The organism is Actinoplanes flavus (assembly GCF_017592555.1).
In the GTDB taxonomy this organism is placed as follows: domain Bacteria; phylum Actinomycetota; class Actinomycetes; order Mycobacteriales; family Micromonosporaceae; genus Actinoplanes; species Actinoplanes flavus.
This window is the reverse complement of sequence record NZ_JAGFNS010000017.1, coordinates 197823-215471: the sequence shown is the minus strand read 5'-3', so window position 1 is coordinate 215471 and position 17649 is coordinate 197823. Positions and strand designations below refer to the sequence as shown.

General features: G+C 66.1%; 17 protein-coding genes, 1 tRNA gene, 1 rRNA gene and 3 pseudogenes. 9 read left to right on the top strand and 13 right to left on the bottom strand.

Annotation, left to right across the window (positions count from 1 at the left end):
• Positions 1-182 precede the first annotated feature (182 nt).
• Together rrf and J5X75_RS25815 are read left to right on the top strand one after the other, a co-directional pair.
• Positions 183-299 (top strand): 5S ribosomal RNA (gene rrf, locus J5X75_RS25820).
• A 95-nt stretch (positions 300-394) separates the two neighbouring features.
• Entirely contained in the window at positions 395-868 is a 474-nt protein-coding gene (locus J5X75_RS25815; protein ID WP_208470076.1) for an STM3941 family protein, read from the top strand.
• Between the two features lie 178 nt (positions 869-1046).
• On the opposite strand, the gene J5X75_RS25810 is transcribed toward J5X75_RS25815, so the two are convergent.
• Positions 1047-2258 (bottom strand): phytase, encoded by a 1212-nt coding sequence (locus J5X75_RS25810; RefSeq protein ID WP_208470075.1) that lies wholly within the window; start codon positions 2256-2258, stop codon positions 1047-1049.
• A 184-nt stretch (positions 2259-2442) separates the two neighbouring features.
• Here J5X75_RS25810 and J5X75_RS25805 point away from each other — a divergent pair, with 184 nt between their 5' ends.
• Positions 2443-3066 (top strand): hypothetical protein, encoded by a 624-nt coding sequence (locus J5X75_RS25805; RefSeq protein ID WP_208470074.1) that lies wholly within the window; start codon positions 2443-2445, stop codon positions 3064-3066.
• Here J5X75_RS25805 and J5X75_RS25800 read toward each other — a convergent pair.
• Positions 3057-4394 (bottom strand): serine/threonine-protein kinase, encoded by a 1338-nt coding sequence (locus J5X75_RS25800; protein ID WP_208470073.1) that lies wholly within the window; start codon positions 4392-4394, stop codon positions 3057-3059. The genes J5X75_RS25805 and J5X75_RS25800 overlap by 10 nt on opposite strands.
• A gap of 42 nt (positions 4395-4436) precedes the next feature.
• On the opposite strand from J5X75_RS25800, the gene J5X75_RS25795 reads away from it, so the two are divergent.
• Complete coding sequence (locus J5X75_RS25795) at positions 4437-4985, top strand: RNA polymerase sigma factor (RefSeq protein ID WP_208470072.1); 549 nt, start codon at positions 4437-4439, stop codon at positions 4983-4985.
• Between the two features lie 50 nt (positions 4986-5035).
• On the opposite strand, the gene J5X75_RS25790 is transcribed toward J5X75_RS25795, so the two are convergent.
• Positions 5036-6736 (bottom strand): methyl-accepting chemotaxis protein, encoded by a 1701-nt coding sequence (locus tag J5X75_RS25790; protein ID WP_208470071.1) that lies wholly within the window; start codon positions 6734-6736, stop codon positions 5036-5038.
• Between the two features lie 373 nt (positions 6737-7109).
• On the opposite strand from J5X75_RS25790, the gene J5X75_RS25785 reads away from it, so the two are divergent.
• Positions 7110-8210 carry a calcium-binding protein gene (locus J5X75_RS25785; RefSeq protein WP_208470070.1) on the top strand — a complete coding sequence of 367 codons (1101 nt, stop codon included), beginning with the start codon at positions 7110-7112 and terminating at the stop codon, positions 8208-8210.
• A 160-nt stretch (positions 8211-8370) separates the two neighbouring features.
• Here the strand turns inward: J5X75_RS25785 and J5X75_RS25780 are convergent, their stop codons facing one another.
• The 3 genes and pseudogenes from J5X75_RS25780 to J5X75_RS25770 form a co-directional block, all read right to left on the bottom strand.
• Entirely contained in the window at positions 8371-11046 is a 2676-nt protein-coding gene (locus J5X75_RS25780; protein ID WP_238489211.1) for a transglycosylase domain-containing protein, read from the bottom strand.
• A 486-nt stretch (positions 11047-11532) separates the two neighbouring features.
• Positions 11533-11775, bottom strand: a pseudogene (locus J5X75_RS25775) (SAM-dependent methyltransferase); the annotation flags it as partial.
• 199 nt (positions 11776-11974) lie between these two features.
• Positions 11975-12295 carry a hypothetical protein gene (locus tag J5X75_RS25770; RefSeq protein ID WP_208470069.1) on the bottom strand — a complete coding sequence of 107 codons (321 nt, stop codon included), beginning with the start codon at positions 12293-12295 and terminating at the stop codon, positions 11975-11977.
• A 527-nt stretch (positions 12296-12822) separates the two neighbouring features.
• Between J5X75_RS25770 and J5X75_RS25765 the strand changes: the two genes are divergently transcribed.
• Both J5X75_RS25765 and J5X75_RS25760 read left to right on the top strand, forming a co-directional pair.
• Positions 12823-12894 (top strand) — tRNA-Lys (locus J5X75_RS25765).
• A 98-nt stretch (positions 12895-12992) separates the two neighbouring features.
• Positions 12993-13208 (top strand): hypothetical protein, encoded by a 216-nt coding sequence (locus tag J5X75_RS25760; protein ID WP_208470068.1) that lies wholly within the window; start codon positions 12993-12995, stop codon positions 13206-13208.
• On the opposite strand, the pseudogene J5X75_RS46075 reads toward J5X75_RS25760, so the two are convergent.
• Positions 13177-13422: pseudogene (locus J5X75_RS46075) on the bottom strand (site-specific integrase); the annotation flags it as partial. The gene J5X75_RS25760 and the pseudogene J5X75_RS46075 sit on opposite strands and share 32 nt — an antisense overlap.
• A gap of 94 nt (positions 13423-13516) precedes the next feature.
• A pseudogene (locus J5X75_RS46435) lies at positions 13517-13696 on the bottom strand (replication initiator); the annotation flags it as partial.
• Positions 13697-13860: 164 nt separating this feature from the next.
• Between J5X75_RS46435 and J5X75_RS25755 the strand changes: the two are divergent.
• Positions 13861-14169, top strand: a complete 309-nt coding sequence (locus J5X75_RS25755; protein ID WP_307798260.1) for a CPCC family cysteine-rich protein — start codon at positions 13861-13863, stop codon at positions 14167-14169.
• On the opposite strand, the gene J5X75_RS25750 is transcribed toward J5X75_RS25755, so the two are convergent.
• Positions 14163-14678 carry a hypothetical protein gene (locus tag J5X75_RS25750; RefSeq protein ID WP_307798259.1) on the bottom strand — a complete coding sequence of 172 codons (516 nt, stop codon included), beginning with the start codon at positions 14676-14678 and terminating at the stop codon, positions 14163-14165. The genes J5X75_RS25755 and J5X75_RS25750 overlap by 7 nt on opposite strands.
• Positions 14675-14839 (bottom strand): hypothetical protein, encoded by a 165-nt coding sequence (locus J5X75_RS25745; RefSeq protein WP_208470067.1) that lies wholly within the window; start codon positions 14837-14839, stop codon positions 14675-14677. Before J5X75_RS25745 ends, J5X75_RS25750 begins: the two co-directional genes overlap by 4 nt.
• Between J5X75_RS25745 and J5X75_RS46430 the strand changes: the two genes are divergently transcribed.
• Positions 14784-15185: an aminoglycoside phosphotransferase family protein gene (locus tag J5X75_RS46430; RefSeq protein ID WP_372450957.1), complete on the top strand. Its 402-nt coding sequence runs from the start codon at positions 14784-14786 to the stop codon at positions 15183-15185. The two genes, J5X75_RS25745 and J5X75_RS46430, sit on opposite strands and share 56 nt — an antisense overlap.
• Before the next feature lie 7 nt (positions 15186-15192).
• On the opposite strand, the gene J5X75_RS25735 is transcribed toward J5X75_RS46430, so the two are convergent.
• From J5X75_RS25735 to J5X75_RS25725, 3 genes are all read right to left on the bottom strand, one after another.
• Positions 15193-15861, bottom strand: a complete 669-nt coding sequence (locus J5X75_RS25735) for a hypothetical protein (RefSeq protein WP_208470065.1) — start codon at positions 15859-15861, stop codon at positions 15193-15195.
• 149 nt (positions 15862-16010) lie between these two features.
• Positions 16011-16451: a helix-turn-helix domain-containing protein gene (locus J5X75_RS46425; RefSeq protein ID WP_372450959.1), complete on the bottom strand. Its 441-nt coding sequence runs from the start codon at positions 16449-16451 to the stop codon at positions 16011-16013.
• A 170-nt stretch (positions 16452-16621) separates the two neighbouring features.
• On the bottom strand, positions 16622-17464 hold the full coding sequence (locus tag J5X75_RS25725) for a TIGR04255 family protein (protein WP_208470063.1): 843 nt from the start codon (positions 17462-17464) through the stop codon (positions 16622-16624).
• Between the last annotated feature and the right edge of the window lie 185 nt (positions 17465-17649).

Here is a 17649-nt window from a genome sequence, read left to right as displayed (position 1 = left end):
GATAGGCCGGAGATGTAAGCACGGTAACGTGTTGAGTTGACCGGTACTAATAGGCCGAGGGCTTAACCACCCTAAACATTTTACTTGCGTCCACTGTGTGATTCACAGCAAACGAACAACCACCCCGTTGTTCCGGTTTCGGCCGGCGCGGGTTGCTGGTTCTTCGCTGTGCTGAAAGGTGTTTCGGTGGTCATAGCGGAGGGGAAACGCCCGGTTACATTCCGAACCCGGTAGCTAAGCCCTCCAGCGCCGATGGTACTGCACTCGGGAGGGTGTGGGAGAGTAGGACGCCGCCGGACTCAACGTGATAGAAAGGCCCACCCCGTACGGGGTGGGCCTTTCTTTTTGTCTTCTGGTCGTGGAAGGGGACGCCACGATGGTTGTTCATCGGTCGGTGCCGAAGACTCTCGGGTTGGTTCTGGGCGCGGTGGCGCTGCTCGGGGCGGCCGGGTACATGCTCGTCGACGGCCTGCCAGGGCTGCCGGCGGTCGGCGCCCTCATCCAGGTGGGTCTCGGCGCTGTCGGAGTGCTGTTCTTCGGCTTCGGGGTGGTCCGGACCGGGCAGCAGCTGTCGCACCGCGGACCTGTCGTGGAGATCGGGCCGGACGGGGTTCGGGACGTGCGGTTGTCGACACAGATGATCCCCTGGACGTCGGTGCTGCGGGTGCGTGAAGTGAAGGTGCAACGGCAGCGGTTCGTGACCCTGGACCTCGATGAGGCGTTCGAGCGGGAGTACCTGTCCGGGGGGACCGCCATGCTGCACCGAATCAACCAGGGGGCCGGATTGTCCGGGGTGCACATCAGCGCCACGGGACTGCGGTGCAACGCCGACGACCTGTACGCGGCGGTGCTTCGGTACTGGAACTGACGGCCCGGACCTTCGTGACTTTCCGTCGTTCAAGATTGCGAACTGGCCTGACCGGAATGGCCGGTCGCGGCGAAGCCGGGAACGGTTTTCGTGCTTTGTGGGCGGCGTAGCCCGTACCGAAAAATGGTTTCAGGCCGGGCCTTCCGCTTTCATCGGCGGAAGGCCCGGTTTTTCTCGGTCAGGACGGGAGGTTCAGGGCGCGCCAGTCGACGAACTTGAAGTTGGTGCTGGCGCGGTCGTCGTCGGGGGTGTTCTCGCCGTCGTGAAGGATCAGGAGACCCTTGGGGTAGCCGGGTAGGGAGACGGCCGTGACGGCGGCTCCATCGGAGTGCTGGACGCCGTCGCTGCGCTTTCCGTCGACGACCGAGAAGATCGTGACCGGCCTGTTGGTGCGGCGGTCGTACACGAAGAAGCGGCTGTCGCCCTGACTGGAAACGATCAGGTAGCCGTCTCGCTTGCCGGTCGGGTAGATGGTCGCGCCCTCGACGTCGGCGGTGATGCGGCCGCCGAAGCCGGTCCGGTAGTCGACGGTGCACTCCTCCGACTCGGGGTCGTAGGTGGCCGGCTCGCCGAACTCGCGGACCCGCTCGACCATCCGCGGGATGCTGCTGAACGTGCCGCCGGCCAGGTTGATGCGCCACAGGGCGACGTCCTCCTGGGCGGCGTAGAGCACGCCCGCCGCGGCATCCACGACCATGCCCTCGACCTGCGGGTTCTCACCCGGCTCGAGGCAAGGGGTCCAGCTGGTGCCGTCGGGCAGGCGGAACTCGCGCGGGAGATCGATGGTGTCGGTGGTGCGGTAGGTGACCTTGCCGTTGCGCTCCTCGAGCCGGAAGATGCCGAGGCGGGTGCTGTGGCGGCGGCTCACCACGGCGTACCGGTCGTAGACGGCGACGCCGTAGCCGGTGGCCTGCTCCGCCACCTCGGCCTGGTCCTTGGAGAACAGCAGCGGGGCGTCGGCCGACGTGATGTCGGTCAGGCCGCTCGCCTCGATCCGGTAGATGCGCAGTTTGTCGAGACCGCGGTCGGTGACGACGGCGACGTCGACCTTCTTCCTGCCGAGGGTGAAGCCGGTCAGGATGTCCACATTGTTGAAACGCCCGCCCTCGGGCGTGGCGATCGACTGGACCTCGCGGCCCTTCAGGTCGTAGACGCGCAGGCCACCGTTCTTGGCGGTGCCGATGACCAGGCTGCGCGAACGGTCGGCCGTGTTGATCCAGATCGCGGGGTCGTCCGCGTCCGCGATGCCGCCCGCCTCGTCGTCGAAGAGCGCCGGCGTCTCGACGGCGGCGGTGATCTCCCGGAGCGGGCGATCGGCCGCGGCCGCGGGGGCGCCCGCGGCGAGGGTCGTGAGGGCGACGAGAGCGGCGAGGCCCGTGGTCCGTTGCATGGATCATGACGATCCCTGATCGACCTGACCGTGGGGTGGCTAGTTGCTGAACACCCGCGACTCCGTTATCCATCCGTGATGTTGGATCCCGAACCGGGCCACTGGAAGCCGCATCGCACCATGTGACCGACCGATATCGCAGAAAAGGCAGACGACGATGCGACGCACGATTTTGGCTCTCGCCATGACGACCCTTGTCACCGGATGTGCCAACGCCCCACAGACGGTGGCCGGCGAGGCCAAGCCGGCCGGAGTTGCATCCCCGTCGCCCTCCCCGTCACCCTCGGCGTCCTCCGCCAAGCCGGCCTCCTCTCCCTCCCCTTCGTCCTCCTCCTCGCCCTCCTCGACGAAGAGTGCCGCCCTCGTCTTCGGCCCGACCGGCGTCGGCAAGTTGAAGATCGGGATGAGCGTCGAGGACGCGGTGGCGACCGGTGAGCTCAAGTCGCCGGACCTGGTGGCGGAGGGCTGCGGTGCCTCCGAGATCAGGGCGGCGAAATCCAGCGAGGTCAAGACCACCCACTCGACCGACCGCGGGCTCATCGCCATCCCGGCGTGGGGCCGGATCGCGACCCCGGAGGGTATTCACATCGGCAGCACCTTGGCTCAGGTGAAGGCGGCTTACCCCGATTTCGAGTGGCGCAACATCGAGGAGCTCCCTGTAGAGGTGCTCGAGGCCACCCCCGGTGGAGACGCGTACGCCGGGTGGGACGACGAGTACAAGAACGTCCACTACCGGTTCCGGTTCGACAACAAGAACAAGCTCACCGAGTTGGGCCTCGAGCACGACAAGCAGAACTGCTACGAGTGAGGGAAGCGCAGCGTGCGGAGCACCTCATCGGTACGGTCCGGGTCTCCGCCACTCTGCCGGATCTGCAAGTACAGCCCGGGTTCACCGCCGGCCCGGGTGAGGAGCACCTCGTCGTACGAGATCGCACCCGGACAGTCGATCCAGCGCTGGATCCGCCCGGTGAAGCCGACCACCTCGATCGTGCGGTCGCTCGCCCGATCGCACCCCGGATGCAGCGGGACCTTAGCCACGCTCCCCGGCACCAGCCATCTGCTCCGGCCGGCGAACAACCCCGGTGACGTGTCCGAACTCAGGTCGGCGCCGACCTGGAGACCCTCCTCGGGCCCGGCCGGCATCCCCACGGCCGCCGTGTTCCAGCCGGAATCCCGCAGCTGACGTCCCCACTCGGCGGGCACCGCGATCGACAGCGTGTTGGAATCGTCGGCGACCCGGACCCAACCGAACGGCGTGCTGTTCGGGACGGTGGCGCCACCGAGATAGGCCAGCAGCGCCAGCGCCACCATCACGCCCACACTGTGCCGCAGCAACCGCAGCACCCGGCTCGGGGCGGCCGCCGCCGAAGCGTCCAGAGCCGTCGCGAACGCGGCCGTCGACGGCCAGCGGCGATCCCGGTCCGCGTCCAGCGCCCGCATCACCACCCGGTCCACCTCGCGGGAGATGCCGGTACGCAACTTCGACGGGGCGGCCCTACCCGGCTGCGGGGGCCGGCCGGTCAACATCTGATAGGTCATCGCGCCGATGGCGTGCACGTCGGCGCGCACATCCAGACCACCGCCGGGCAGATGCTGCTCCGGCGCCATGTAGCCCGGAGTGCCCGCCACCACCGTGAACCCGGAGGCGTGCGCGATCTCCTTGGCCAGACCCAGGTCGGCCACGAGCACCCGCTCGGTGCCGCGGACCGTGTCGAAGAGGACGTTCGACGGCTTCAAGTCGCGGTGCAGGACCCCGGAGTCGTGCAGGACGCTCACCGCGTGGGCGATGTCGCTGGCGGTCCGCAGGGCCTTCCGGACCGGCATCGGACCCTGCTCCAGACGGTCCTGGAGGGTGCCGCCGGCCGCGTACGTCATCACCTGGTACGGGCGCCCGTCCGGCAGCTCGCCGAAGTCGTGGACCCGGACCAGCCGCTCCGAATCGGCCCGGCGCAGCACCTGCGCCTCCTGCTCGAACCGGGCCCGTACATCCGGGTGATGCGCCCAGTTCTCCGCGAGGATCTTGATCGCCACCTGGGACTCCAGGACATCGTCCTCGGCGAGCCATACGGTGGCGAACGCACCGGAACCGAGGCGCTCGGTGATCCGGTACCGGCCGATCATGGTAGGTGCTTGCACGCTCGTATTATCAACGTTGTTAAATCAGCGGACGGGGACGGCGTGCGGGACGAACAACAGGAAGAACTGGCCCGGCGGGCGGCCGCCGGCGACCGGAACGCGCTCGAGATGCTGCTGGCCGCGATCCAGCCCGGCGTGCTGCGCCGGTGCTCCCGGTTCCTGCCCTGCTACCAGGACGCCGAAGAGGCCTGCCAGGACGTGCTCATGCAGGTGGCGCGGAACATCGGCGGATTCGAGGGCCGGTCGAAATTCAGCACCTGGCTGCACGTGATCATCGCCAACGGGTCGCGGCAGACGTACCGGACCCTCAAACGGCGGGCCGCCGAACAGGGGTACGGCGAGATGCCCGTCGACGTGGCCGACGCCCGGACTACCAGTGTGATCGCCGGGTCCCGGCTCGACCTGCTCGACGCCCTCGAACGACTGGAGTCGACCCGGACCGAACTCGTGGCGCCGATGGTGCTGCGGGACATCTGCCAGCTCGACTACAAGGAGATCGCCACCCACCTGGGCATTCCGGAAGGCACCGTGAAGTCGCGGATCCACCAGGCCCGGGGACAGGTGCGGGAGTATCTGCTCGCCGGACTCTGAGGCCCGGCAGTCCGTCGGAGGACTGCCGGGACCGGTGTCGCCGTGTTTGATCAGTGCAGCGCCAGCTCGTCCAGCCGGCCGATGGCCGCCGACACCTGACCGGTCAGCGCGGTCAGCGTGCTGGCCTGCTCGGCCGTCATGTCCCGCGCGCGGGCCGTGGTCAGGTCGATGTCGGAGATCGCCGCGCTCATCGCCGACATGATCTCGGCGACCGCGGCGACGTGCCCGTTCAGTTCGTCCAGGGTCGAGCTGATCGTCTGCGTCGATTCCGCGGTCGTCAGAGCCAGGGTCTTCACCTCGTCGGCGACCACCCCGAAGCCCTGGCCGGCCGCGCCGGCCCGGGCCGCCTCGATGGTGGCGTTCAACGCGAGCAGGTTCGTCTGCTTGGCGATGCCGCCGATGAAGCGGGCCACCTCGTCGACCCGGCGCAGGCTGGTGTGCAGGGTTTCGATCGCCGCGGTGGCCGCGGCGTTGCCGGTGAGCAGACGACCGGCGACGCTACGCACGTCGGCGACCTGCCCCTCGATCCGGGCCGCGGCGGCGCTGACCGTGCCGGCCCGCTCCGAGACGTCGGTCAGCTGCCCGTTGACCACCGCCGACGTGTTCGTGACCAATTCCCGGGCCGCCTGCTGGGCGGCCTGCTGGGCGGCGGACTGTTCCTCGTGCGCCAGCTGCAACTCGCGCTGCCGCTGCTCCTGCTCGGTACGCAACAGATCCTCGTTGGCACTGATCCTGTCGAGGATGCTGTCGATGGCCTTGCCGAGCCCGGCGAGGTCGTCCGTGCCGTCCGCGTCAATGCGCAGCGTGTGGTCGCCCGACGCGATGATCTGCTCGGTGGTCTCGCGCAGCGGGCGCACTCGCGTCCGCAGCGTCCGCCGGGTGGACCAGCGCATCAGGACGACCAGCAGCACGGTGGCGGCCGCGATCAGGGCGAACAGTCGCCACGCCGTCCGGGTGGCCGCCTGAGAGATCGGCCGCGGCTGGACCGCCTCCAGGGTCAGGCTGCCGTCGTCAACCGTGCCGATGGCCGCGTCCACCGCCATCCGATCCGCCCCGAGAATCGCGGTGTGCACCCCGACATCACCGATCGTGCTGCTCAGCGTGGGCTGCGCGACGGCGTCCGGGCGGACACCGTCCACCAGGCCGATGCTGAGACCGAGATCCTTGCCGAGCGCGCCGAGCCGATCGGTGTTCAGCGCCTTGAGCAGCACCAGGCCACCGGACGGGCGACCTTCGCCGCTGCTGGGGAACGTGCCGAGCCCACAGAACAGGTATCCACCGCCGGCCGACAGCACACCACAGACGGGCGTGCCGGCCGCGGCGTCCGGATCGTACAGCCGCTGGAGCACGGCCGGATCCGCGAGCGCGGCGGGCAGCGCGCCGAACTCGTCGGCGTCGGCGGTGAGCCCGCCGGTGCGCAGCGTGCCGTCGAGACCGACGCCGAGGACGCCGTCCAGGTCGTTGGCGTCGTGCTGGTCCGCCGGAGGGAACGCGGTCAGGAACGCATCATCGTCATCCTTGCCGACCGCGAAGTAGACGTCGTCCCAGATGCTGTTCGTGACGCCGAACGCGGTTAGCAGCCGGGCCTGGCCGTCGAGTCCGATGCGGATCCGGTCGGCGTCCTGCGCCACCTGACTGGCTTCGAGGCCGCCGAAAGCACTGGTGGCGACCTGCCGCACCAGCAGGAAGCTCAGGACGCACGCGATTAGGGCACCAAGGATCGGCCACAGCCGTCGTACCTCCAGTTTCATGTCCGGCTCTTCGGCCCGGCGGCCAAAAGTCTGAATATTGGATGCGGCGTCCCGGACGTGGCGCTGCTCACCGGTTGCTCTGACCGTGCTCCCGCGGTGCCCGCACAGGAATGAACTCGCTCACGCGCGAGACCTGTTCGCCTTAACGACGTGACGGAACCGTAGCGTTGCGACTACGATCCTCGATGTCTTGTGTCGATCTTCGGTTCGGGGGCCGTCGTGCGCATCGTCACTACCGGCCTCCTGGCCGCTTTGCTGACCGGCGCCACTCCTGGTCGCCCGCCGACAGCCGAGTTCGCGGGCTCCCTCACCAGCACGATCAGCGGCCGACCGGCTCGGCAACGTCACGCCTAGTCTTATGAGGGGATTCCGAGTGTCACGTTCCGTATGGCTGACCCGCGCCGGGCTGGCGTTGGTCGTCGTGGGCGCCGTCGGCGTCGTGGCGACGCCCGCGCAGGCCGCCAGTGCCGGGGTCGTCTCCGTCTATGACGGCACCAAGGTCCGATACAAGGCCGGCGGCGGCCACCAGAACCGGGTGCTCCTCAGCCGGTCCGGCAACACGATCACCGTCGACGACCGGGTCGCAGTAAAGGCCGGCGCGGGATGCAAGGCGGTCAAGGGCGACAAGACCAAGGTGCGTTGTACGACGAAGACCGCGCCGACTCGGGTGCGGGTCAGCACATACGACCGCAACGACACGATCGTCAACAACACGGGCCTGTCCATGACGGCCTTCGGGGGCATCGGCAGCGACAAGATCACCGGCGGTCCGCGCGGCGACATCCTGTACGCCGACCTCGGCGGAGATCAGATCTGGGGCCTCGGCGGCAACGATCGCATCTACGGATCGTCGCAGAACGACAAGCTGTACGGCGGTGACGGCGCCGACACCATCGACGACGGGCACGGCCGGGACCTTGTCCGCGGCGGGAACGGCGACGACACCCTCGACGGACACGGCGGCAACGACGTGTACTACGGAGACGCCGGCAACGACCGGATCTCGATGCTCGAGTACACGGACGTTGCAGACACCGACCGGATCTTCGGCGGGGCAGGCTCCGACACCGTGCTGTACCTCAGCTACAGCGTCGCGGTCAACATGGACGCCGACGCGGTCGCGGACGACGGACGCAAGGGCGAGGGCGACAACATCGCCACTGACGTCGAGAACCTCGTCGGCGGCGACGGCAACGACCGGATCGTCGGCAACGCCGGGGCGAACATGCTGGAAGGCCTCAGCGGCAACGACGTCATCTACGGTCTCGGCGGCGACGACGTGTTCTACGGCGGCCCGGGCGCCGACAAGATGTACGGCGGCGCCGGTGACGACTGGCTGACCGGCGATGACTGGACCAACAACCGGACCGCGGACCTGCTCGACGGTGGCGCCAATGGCAGTAGCGGTGACTTCTGCCTGCGGTGGACCAACGACCGGACGGTGGGCTGCGAGTACGTGACCGCCGGCAGTTGAACGACTGATGGGCGGGCCGGTGACCGGCCCGCCCACGCAGGTCCGGCCTTCGCTTGGTCCGAAAAGCGCCTATTTGTACGCTTTGCCCCGCGGTGCCACAACGGCGCCGTTCCGTCAGGCCGACATCTGACCGGCCTCCCGGATCCTTTTGGCACGGTACTCACCACCCCAGATAGCTGCGGGTCAACGCGGAGATGTGCTCGACGACCTTGATGCCCTCTTGCTGGGTCTTGTGCCCATGCGACAACACGGACAGCGCGACATCAGTCTTCTCACCACTGATCCGGCCGGTGCTGTTGACGATCCACCGCCCTTCCTCGGCGGCTCGCGACACCCAGCCGTTCTTCTGCGCCGTCTGCTCACCCTCGAAGGAGGCGGCACTGACGCCCCAGGTCTGGTCGGCATTGACCGACGACATGAGCTGCAGGATCAGCGCCTTGGAGTCCTCGTTCAACGGGCTGCCGGCTGCCGTGAGCGCGGACACCATCCGGGTCTGATCCTTCGCCGTGGTGGTGGTCAACCCGAATTGCGGGTCCGGGTCGGTGTCGTGGAGGCCGAGCCGTTCCAGTTTCTGGCGTAGGCCGTCAACGCCACCGATTTTGGCGTACACCTTGACCGCTGCGTCATTGTCACTGGCCACGATCATCTTGCGGACGCTCTTCTGCTCCGCGGTGGTGAGTCCGCGGCCCTCGTCCTGCGCCTGCAGCAGTAACGCGGCCAGAAGCTCCACCTTCACCACACTGGCGGTCTCGAACTCACGGTCGCCTTGATAGTCGTACCGATGTCCGGTCTTGCGGTCGACGAAGGAAACGGAGAAATCGGTGCCGGACGAAGCATACTTTTGGAGAACGTCGGTCAGTCGCGACACCCGCTCGGACCAGGTGCCGAAGGCCAGTGACCTGTCGACCTGGTCGCCCTTCTGCGGCCCCCGGATGATTTGGCCGGGAGCCATGCTGACATCGCCCTCGAGCGTCTCCAGGTCGCCCATGTCCTGGCGCCCCACGTGCGACGCCGGCGGAAGATCCCCCGCCGGACGACCGGCGAACGCACCGGTCAGGAATTTCTGGAAGATCTCGTATGGCATGCCGTCGCCGTTGATGGCCTTACCGTCCTTCGTACGGATCGGCCCGGGCTTGTCACGGCCCACCCAGATGACCGCAGCGAGGCCGGAGGCCCACCCGGCGGTCCAGGCGTCGGAGGAGTCGTTCGTGTCGCCGTACTGCTGGGAACCGGTTTTCGCGGCGGCTGCGACGCCGGGCACCCGGCCCTCCTCGTCGACGACCTGCGACAGTACAGCGCCCATGTCCGCCGCCACTCCCGCGTCGAGCACCCGGACCGGCTTCACCTGGTACCGGTGAAGGACGCCGCTCTCAGCGGCGGTGACCGACACGACGAAGTGCCGGTTCGTGCGGGTGCCGCCGCCCGCGAGCGTGGCGTAGACACTCGCCAGGTCGGCCGGAGCGACCGCATATCTACCGAGGGCGATGTCGGCACGTGTCCGGCCAGGAGACAGCTCTCCCTTGAGGTCGACCATGGTGACCTGGTCGCCGTACCTCTCCGGCACGCCCAGCCGCAGAGCGAGATCACGGACTCGGTTCGGGCCGATCTTCTCCGCCAGGGCGTAGAACGGAGTGTTCAACGAGTGCACCATCGCGGTGTCCAGCGGGCACACCGGGCACTGCAGGTTGTCCTGGTTATAGAGCGGCACGCCGCCCCGATCGGAGAACACCCGCGGAGAGGTGCCGTTGTAGTACGACTGGTAAGCGATGCCGCGTTCCTCAGCGGCGGCCAGGACCAGCGGTTTGAAGGTGGAGGCGGGCGGCCGGGCCGCCAGGGCGTCGTCGTAGAAGCCGCGGCCGCGATCGCCACCGTAGTAGGCGCGCACCCCGCCGTCGCGCGGATCGATGGCCACCAGCGCGGTCCGCAGCACCTCCGGCTGACCGTTGAGGGCCTTGGCGATACTCCCGGTGGCAGCCTGTTGTGCGGTGGCGTCGAGCGTGGTCGTGATACTCAAGCCACCCGTGCGGATCTGCTGCCGGGTGATGCCCGCGGCCACCAGTTCCTCCTCGACCCGATCCGTGATCAGCCCAATCGGGCCGCCGATGGTTGCCGCGGTGACCGACTCCTTCGCGACGGCCGGATACGGCGTCTGATCGGCCGCCCCGTCCGGCAACCAGCCGGCCTCACTCATCGCACGCAGAATCCACTTCCACCGGTCCAAGGTCCACGTGGGGTCTACGGCTGGATCACCCCGCGTCGGATCCTTGACCATCGCGGCAAGCACGGCCCCCTGGAACGCGGTCAGCTGGGCGACAGACGTACCGAAGAAGGCATGTGCCGCGGCTTCGATGCCATAGGCGCCCCGGCCGAAATAGATGGTGTTGAGATAACGCTCAAGGATCTCGTCCTTGGTGAACCGGTGCTCGACTTTCAGCGCGAGCGCCGCCTCCTTGGCTTTCCGGCTGACCGTCCGCTCCTGCGTCAGGTACGCGTTACGCACATATTGCTGGGTGATCGTGGAGGCACCCTGCCCGCTGTCGCTCACCACGTTCGACCACAGCGCCCGGGACAGACCCCGCACCGAGACGCCGTAATGCTCGTAGAATCCCCGGTCCTCAGCGGCGATGAACGCCTGCCGGACGCCCACGGGAACCTTGTCCAAGGTGACGTCGGTGCGGTCGGTCAGGCCGATTCTCGCCAGAACCGTGTGTCCGTCACGGTAGTACAGCACCGAGGCCTGCGGGGGCACGGGATCCGGCGGCACGTCCACACTCACGACGTAGCCGCAAGCGGCCACTCCCAGGGCCAACTGGACCACGATCACCGCGGCCAGCATCCGACGGCACCATCGTGGCCAACGCCGGAACCACGCCACCGGCCGGTGCGACCCGCGCCGAAGCGCCGAGAACACTGGCCGCGACGCCACCACGCCGAGCCGAGCCGTACCCGGACGGATCCACTGCGGCCAGCGTTCCGGCTCCTCTCGTCGGTGCTGCGCCGATCGGCTGGTCGGAGTCCCTGGCATTGCGCTTCTCCCCTCCACGACTCGACACGGCATGGACACACGTGTCCGATATATAGACGCTGCAGGGAGGGTGGATCGGTGCATTGCGAACAGCAAATATGGCGGTCGTCTCTATACCGGCTTGAATACAACCTCTTCGGCGACTTTTACGTACCGCGGAGCCAGTTCAGGCTTTTCGATTACATCCGGTACGACATACCAAACCCGGGGTAATGGCGGCGAATCGATTCGACTTTACGAATCCCCAAAACGTGCCGAGTTGCGACTTTCAGCGTGAGGCGACCGGTGACCGTGTTCGTCGAGGAATTGGCGGATACCCTCCTTGACCGTCAGGTCGCGGGTCACCCGGTGAACGAAGCGGCGGTTCTCGCGGGCCATGTGACGCATGCCGGGAACGGCCCGGATCATCGCGTCGCCGACGGCACGGTCGACGGCGAAGTTGTCCTTGCCACCCAACCAGTAGTCGTAGGCACGGGCGCAGTGCGGCACTCCGGCGTCGAATCCAGTCCGTCTGGGGAAGACATTGGTGTCGTTGGTCATGACCCTGCCGCTCCTGGGCAACCGTCGACGCGCGTTGGCAAACCGACGACCGGCCAGTCGCGGTGGTGTCGTGTCGCAATGGCGGTGAGCCGGTGACGCGTGGGCAGGTCACCGTCGGTGGGGTCGGTGGCGGCTACGACCGCCGGCAGCAACCGGGTCCGTTCGGTGGTCTCGCGATGACGCGCTGGGGTGACGGCGTTCATCGTGGTAGGCCTGTCGCTGTCCAGGTCTGCTCGGCCGTGTTGACCGCCGTCGGGTCGGGTGTCCCGTCTTCGTCCAGCTGTCGGGCGCAGACCGGGCGGTGTTCGGCGATGACGCGAGCGGCGGCCGGTGAGCCGGGGACGGCGATCGCTTCCAGTGCCGGCTCCAGCGACGGCGCCGTCCTCTGGGCCTGGTCGAGTAGATCATCGGCCTCCCGGCGGAGTTGGCAGCCGACGAGAACGTGGGCGGAGGCGACGGCGATCCGTGGGGCATCTTCGTTCGATGTCTGGAGGTTGGCTGTCGCCGTGGCCCCGGACATCGTTTCAACGGTTCTTTCCGCACCACGTGATCACCGTCGGATCGCGTGTCCGCAGGTTCCAGCATCACCGCGTCGGTAGGTGAATCTCGGCAGTTTGGACGGCGCCGGCTGATCTGCTGGTGGAACCGCTCAGGGGTCGGCGCGCCCGCACCACGACGAGAATCTGCCCCAAGCCGGCCCAACCCCGTGCGGCCGTTCCGACCTCAATCTTGCAGGTACCGAGATGTCGTCCCGGACCTCGGCCGGGAGAAGGTAGCGCTGCACCGTTCGAGCGGTCCAATGATGTTCACCTGCGGCCACGACTGATGGGGCGGGGCCGGCCGTCGAGGAAGGTTCCCTGTGGTGCGGTTGCTCCGACGTCGCTCGGTGGCCGCTTCTACCGCAGCCCCCGTGTGCCGCACAACGGCTCGGTCATGGCCTACGTGCCCGTCCAAGGTGCCCAACACTTGGGCCCTGATCCGCATAAACGCGCCTGCGGGGGTATCCCGGTGGGCTCCAAGGTCATGCCCCGGTACTCTGTCTGCTACGGGCTGCTAGCTCAATGGCAGAGCTGTGGACTTTTAATCCATAGGTTCAGGGTTCGAGTCCCTGGCGGCCCACTGTTACGGCTGGTCAGCCCGGGGTTCCCGGTGCTGGCCAGTGCCGTTTCCGGGGGCGTACAGCAGCAAAGTACAGCAGCGCACGTTCGGGAGGTGCGGTGACCGAGTCCGTGACCGCTGATCGGCTTCTGCTGGCCAGCCGGGTCGACTGCTGCCTGCAACTGCGCGAGCCGACCTTCATCGCCGCCGGGCAGACCTACTGGGTCGATCATGAGAACGGCGAACTCTGCGTGGACCGGGGCGCCGGCCGAGTGACACGGCATCCCGGCAGCAGGCGGCACGTCAGTGATCAAGGGACTCGCCCAACTTCTTGAGAGCCGCGCGGGTCGTCGCCGAGGACACAACCGTGTAGATCTCCATCGTGATCGAGAACTGCGCGTGTCGGAGGATCTGCATCGCTACCCGAGGGTGCACGTCGAGGTCCGCCAGCAGTGAAGCGCAGGTGCGCCGGGCGTCTCGGATCGTGATGCGGCGGACACCGGCCAGGTCGCAGCGGCGGTCCCAGTAGCGGTTGAAGTTCCGCGGCCCGCTGGTCCGGGTCCATCGCGGCGAGCTGGAGGGCGGCCCGCTCGAACTCCAGGTGCGCCCGTGCGGTGATCAGGTCGCGTTGCCGGGGCGTGGCCGGCGCCGGGGCGGGTAGGGGTTCGTCGGCCCGGTGCCAGCCTTCCCGGATCTGGACCTGCCGCAGCCGTCGTGCCCGTTTGGCGCAGGGCGGGCACTTGGCTTCCAGGGTGGCGCCGCAAGGTAGGTCGACAAGTTCCGTCTTCCCGGTGGCCAGGTCGGTCCGTCGCAGCGCGATCAAGCGGATGCAGACCCCGTGGTCGATGGCGAGGTCTTTGAGCGCGTCAACGGCGCGTGGCTGTGCGAGACGTGCAGCCCGGGAACCAGGCCGGGGTTGTTGGCTGTCTGTTTCAGTGTTGAAGAGGACTGGAATGGTCAACGGGTCATCTCCCCGGCTGGTGTAGCGTGGCGCGATCCGTACGGGTTTGGGGGAAATTCGTGATCGTCAGCCGGCCAGCCAGCGGTGGCCCATATACGTGTCCGTGCTGCGGTTACGTGACCCTCAGCACTCGTGGGCACTTCGAGATTTGCGCGGTCTGTTTCTGGGAGGACGACGGCCAGGACGACCACGATGCCGATGAGGTGTATGGCGGGCCCAACGGGGCGTTGAGCCTCACGGAAGCCCGACGAAATTTCGCCGAGTTGGGCGCTTGTGATGAGCGTTGCCAGCAGTTCGTGCGGGAACCGAGCGACAGTGAACGACCGACTCAGTAGGACGGTGCGGGGGACCACCGAGTCACCTGCCCGATGACTGGCACCCCGTTGGGCCGGGCGATAGGCCGAACCGGGATCGCCTCGACGATCGGAGCAGGTTCTTGCTCTGCCGTCGCAGGTGCGGTGGCCGTTGTCGGTGGTCCGGCGAAGATGAGTTTGACCAGGGCCATGAATGCCAGAGCCGGCACGGCGGACAGCAGCCATCCGGCTGGGCTGGGTTGGGCGACGGCGAGCTGGGCGCACAGTGACAGCGTGCCGGCGGCGATGAGTAGAAACAGCGGGTAGCCGATCGGCGCACCATCGCGGCGGCGCCGCTTGATGATGAGCAGGGCGGCGACAGGGACGAGTTCGGAGATGACGGCGTTGACCCAGCCGAAGGCGTCCGGGGTGCCGGTCGGGGCGTGGCGCATGGTCCAGTCGTGTACGTGGGTGAAGGAGGCCCACCCGGCCGCCACCGCCACGACGGTGAGGATGACGACCAGAGCCAGGCTTTCGATCCGATCTTTCACGCGACGACTCCGTATTCGTCGGCCATGTCGCGGACGGTGTCGTCGTCGCAGTAGGTGAGCCGGACCCGCATCGGTGTCGGGTCGCCCTCCAGGACGACGTAGCCGATGCCGGGTTGGGTCTGCGGGATCCGGTCACAGAGCGCTCCGCGCGGGCGCCTCAAAGACGACCATCTCACTGACCTACGCCCCGGTACCGGCGTTGCGTCGATTAGTGAGCGCCGAGATGCGCTTCGGGTGCTAGCTGAACTAGCCCAAGATCATGTTCCGGGCCTTTGTCATGGCGACGCATCTAGCGGAAACGTCATTTCTAGCGGCATGCATGGATGGATGTATATAGACCCGCGAGGGATGAGTGGCGAGTATGCCTATGACGCGGCCGTTATGGCCATCCGAATAGCTGCGGTCCCGTCATCAATAGACATTGCCAATTTTGTTGCGGAAGCCGTTCAGGTGCCCGAAAGTCGACTTCGGGATTGGATGGCTGTTGCGCACGCCGCCCGTGTCTAGCGGCGGTTCAAACTGCGCCGCTCGGTCCAGGAGTCTTGAAGGGCCAACTTACATTGCTTACATCAAGAGAGAAGGCGTTCTCGATGTAGGCCAAGGAAATTCCTGAATCAGGAACGGCTTGGAAATAGGTCGCGATCCCCAGTTCGGCCGGAGCTCCCAAAGCGATCTCGGCAAGCCATTCCGTTATATTCTCTAGTGTTTCAGGGGAAGCTTCCTTGGTGTTCAGAACAGCCACAAGTTCGAAGGGGTTAGTTGAATCTTTCTCATCCGTAAAATGGATGAGAACATCGCGAACCAGATCCGCAAAAGTGCGGCCTCTTTTCGCCTTGACCTTTTCTGATATTGATCTTGCCAGCTTAACGTATCGTTGCGGAACCGCTGGCCGGTCGTAGCGGAGACCGAGCCAAGTCTTAAGCCTAAGTACGGACTCGTCGTCCAGGCAGCTTAGATGCTGGCCTGCTGCAACAACGCTCGGTGTTACCTGAAGCCTGGGAAGATTGTTGTCGATACAGTTTCCCTTGGTATCGAGGAGATACTTCGAGTTGCGAATGCCCCAATCCTTGACTTCGGCGTCAACAATTGCCGGTCTTAACTCCAGCAGGAAGTCTGATGAGCCGATCAATGCCTTCCAGGCAAGATCACAGTCTTGTGAGGCGATGACCCACTCGTCATACACCTCGGTCTGCTCGTGGGGGCGGCCATCCTGCAGTACCATGTGCCGTAGCGGCATTGGGAGCCGGAACCGACACCCCTGCTTCCAGCCAGCGGCGCGAAGCGACCGGGGATCGCAATCCGGCTCCTCGGCGGGTTCAGCAGTTGGAGTGCTCAGGGAAGCTCCATGGTGGCATTTCGGATGGCCCTGTTGCCAGCGGGAGCCAGCATACCGGTTCTGGTGCCTCGAAGGGCGCGTGCGGCAGCAACGTACGCCGATGGGTAGTCACCAGAGGTGATTAGATCAACTACACGTTTACCTTTTAGGTGACTTTGTGCGTTCAAGGCCGTCGCGAGGCGCCCGGAGTCGTGATGGGCAACGACGATTAGCCGGCGGATGAGGTCATGTGTTGGCGCTACACGTGTGGCGGCATCTCGTGATCTTGCAGTAACGCGACCCTCGCTCTCCAGTTTTCGCACCGTGGTGTGAGATGTCCCGAGAATGGACGCAAGGTCTCTCTGGGACCAACCGGTCCATTCTCGAATCTGCCGGACTAGTCGGGGCAAGCTCGACTTAGTTCGAGGTGCTGCGGATGGAAGGAAAACCCATTGCATCGCATCCTCAAAGATGCCGCCCGAAGCGGCGTAACTCACTGGCAAGAAAACCCAAGGTGAGCTGGAGTCGTCAGAATTTCCCGTATCTGTGTTCCAGGGCTTCACCGCCTCCATTAGGCGGCGATTATTGGTCTGGCCAGTGTTCCGAGGAAAGGCGGCGGCGGTCATCCTTACTCCCCGTCTCTTATCTCGTATCCGAAATGTTCTTTCCCGTCTTCTGTTAGCACCCAGTGAAAGATCCGTTCGATCTCAGTGTGTAGATCTAGGTATTGCTCGGTCAATGCTTTGGGATCGAAGGTCTGCGCTGATGCCATGAACATGTCCATGTCCAGGACGAAGGAAGGTTCTTCAATCGGGCGTGGCGGTACGCCAGCGAGCACGGCGCCGCCCGGGACAAGGCCGTGGCGGACGATGCCCTGCACCGGCACATTGGAAGCCCAGGCGAAGACGCCAGAGGCTGGCCGTTGTAGCCGTGTCTCGGTAAGTGAAGCGGTGAGTTGATCCCGTGGAGCGATGCTTGGATGAGCTAAACCGACCACCTCCGGTCGGAGCCAACTCGCCCACTCGTCCGATCCTGAGGTACGGATTACGTCGAGGTAGCGGACTCCGATTCTGTCGCAGCGGCGGACGCGCGCGGCATCTCGAAGCGCCTCACAGGCGGCAGAGAAGCGCCGGGCAAAGTCCTGCACACCTGCGTAGTCCGAGCCAACAGCGAGGACTGCCGAGGTTGCGGTTACGGACAGTGTCCAACCGTCATCGTCGGAGAACTCGTTCACCCATGACTCGGCAGTCTCAGGCGCTGCGGGTCCGGCTGGTCCGATTAGAAGGGATACCTGCTGAATCCTGTTGCGGTTCATGTACGGGAATAGATCAGCCAAGGCATCCTGAAGGGGCGCCACCCCGGCAAGAGTCTCAAGGCGAGGCAGAACTGGAAAATTTACCTGCACCAGGGCTTGGGCTAACGGCACGCTCTTCATGCCGAAGCGTGGCGGGTCGGGAAGAGACAGCACCATGCCTCCAAGTTTCCATGAAAGTTCCAGGTACAGTATCGGCCGAACCTGTGTATGTCTGTAAGGAAGTACTCAGAATTTCCTTGGCGCTCGGGGTGCAGCCATACGGGCTACGGCAGCTTGGCCTGCGTGAACACCCTTGATACTCCCTCGGCGGGGGCGGCAAGTCGCATCGGTGGGGGTTCCTG

What these genes read in the sequence shown, in the direction of transcription:
- J5X75_RS25810 (WP_208470075.1), bottom strand. Translation starts at nt 2,258, where the DNA reads ATGCAACGGACCACGGGCCTCGCCGCTCTCGTCGCCCTCACGACCCTC.
- J5X75_RS25805 (WP_208470074.1), top strand. Translation starts at nt 2,443, where the DNA reads ATGACGACCCTTGTCACCGGATGTGCCAACGCCCCACAGACGGTGGCC.
- J5X75_RS25790 (WP_208470071.1), bottom strand. Translation starts at nt 6,736, where the DNA reads ATGAAACTGGAGGTACGACGGCTGTGGCCGATCCTTGGTGCCCTAATC.
- J5X75_RS25780 (WP_238489211.1), bottom strand. Translation starts at nt 11,046, where the DNA reads ATGCTGGCCGCGGTGATCGTGGTCCAGTTGGCCCTGGGAGTGGCCGCT.
- J5X75_RS25770 (WP_208470069.1), bottom strand. Translation starts at nt 12,295, where the DNA reads ATGTCCGGGGCCACGGCGACAGCCAACCTCCAGACATCGAACGAAGAT.
- J5X75_RS46430 (WP_372450957.1), top strand. Translation starts at nt 14,784, where the DNA reads ATGCCGGGTTGGGTCTGCGGGATCCGGTCACAGAGCGCTCCGCGCGGG.
- J5X75_RS46425 (WP_372450959.1), bottom strand. Translation starts at nt 16,451, where the DNA reads ATGCAATGGGTTTTCCTTCCATCCGCAGCACCTCGAACTAAGTCGAGC.
- J5X75_RS25725 (WP_208470063.1), bottom strand. Translation starts at nt 17,464, where the DNA reads ATGGTGCTGTCTCTTCCCGACCCGCCACGCTTCGGCATGAAGAGCGTG.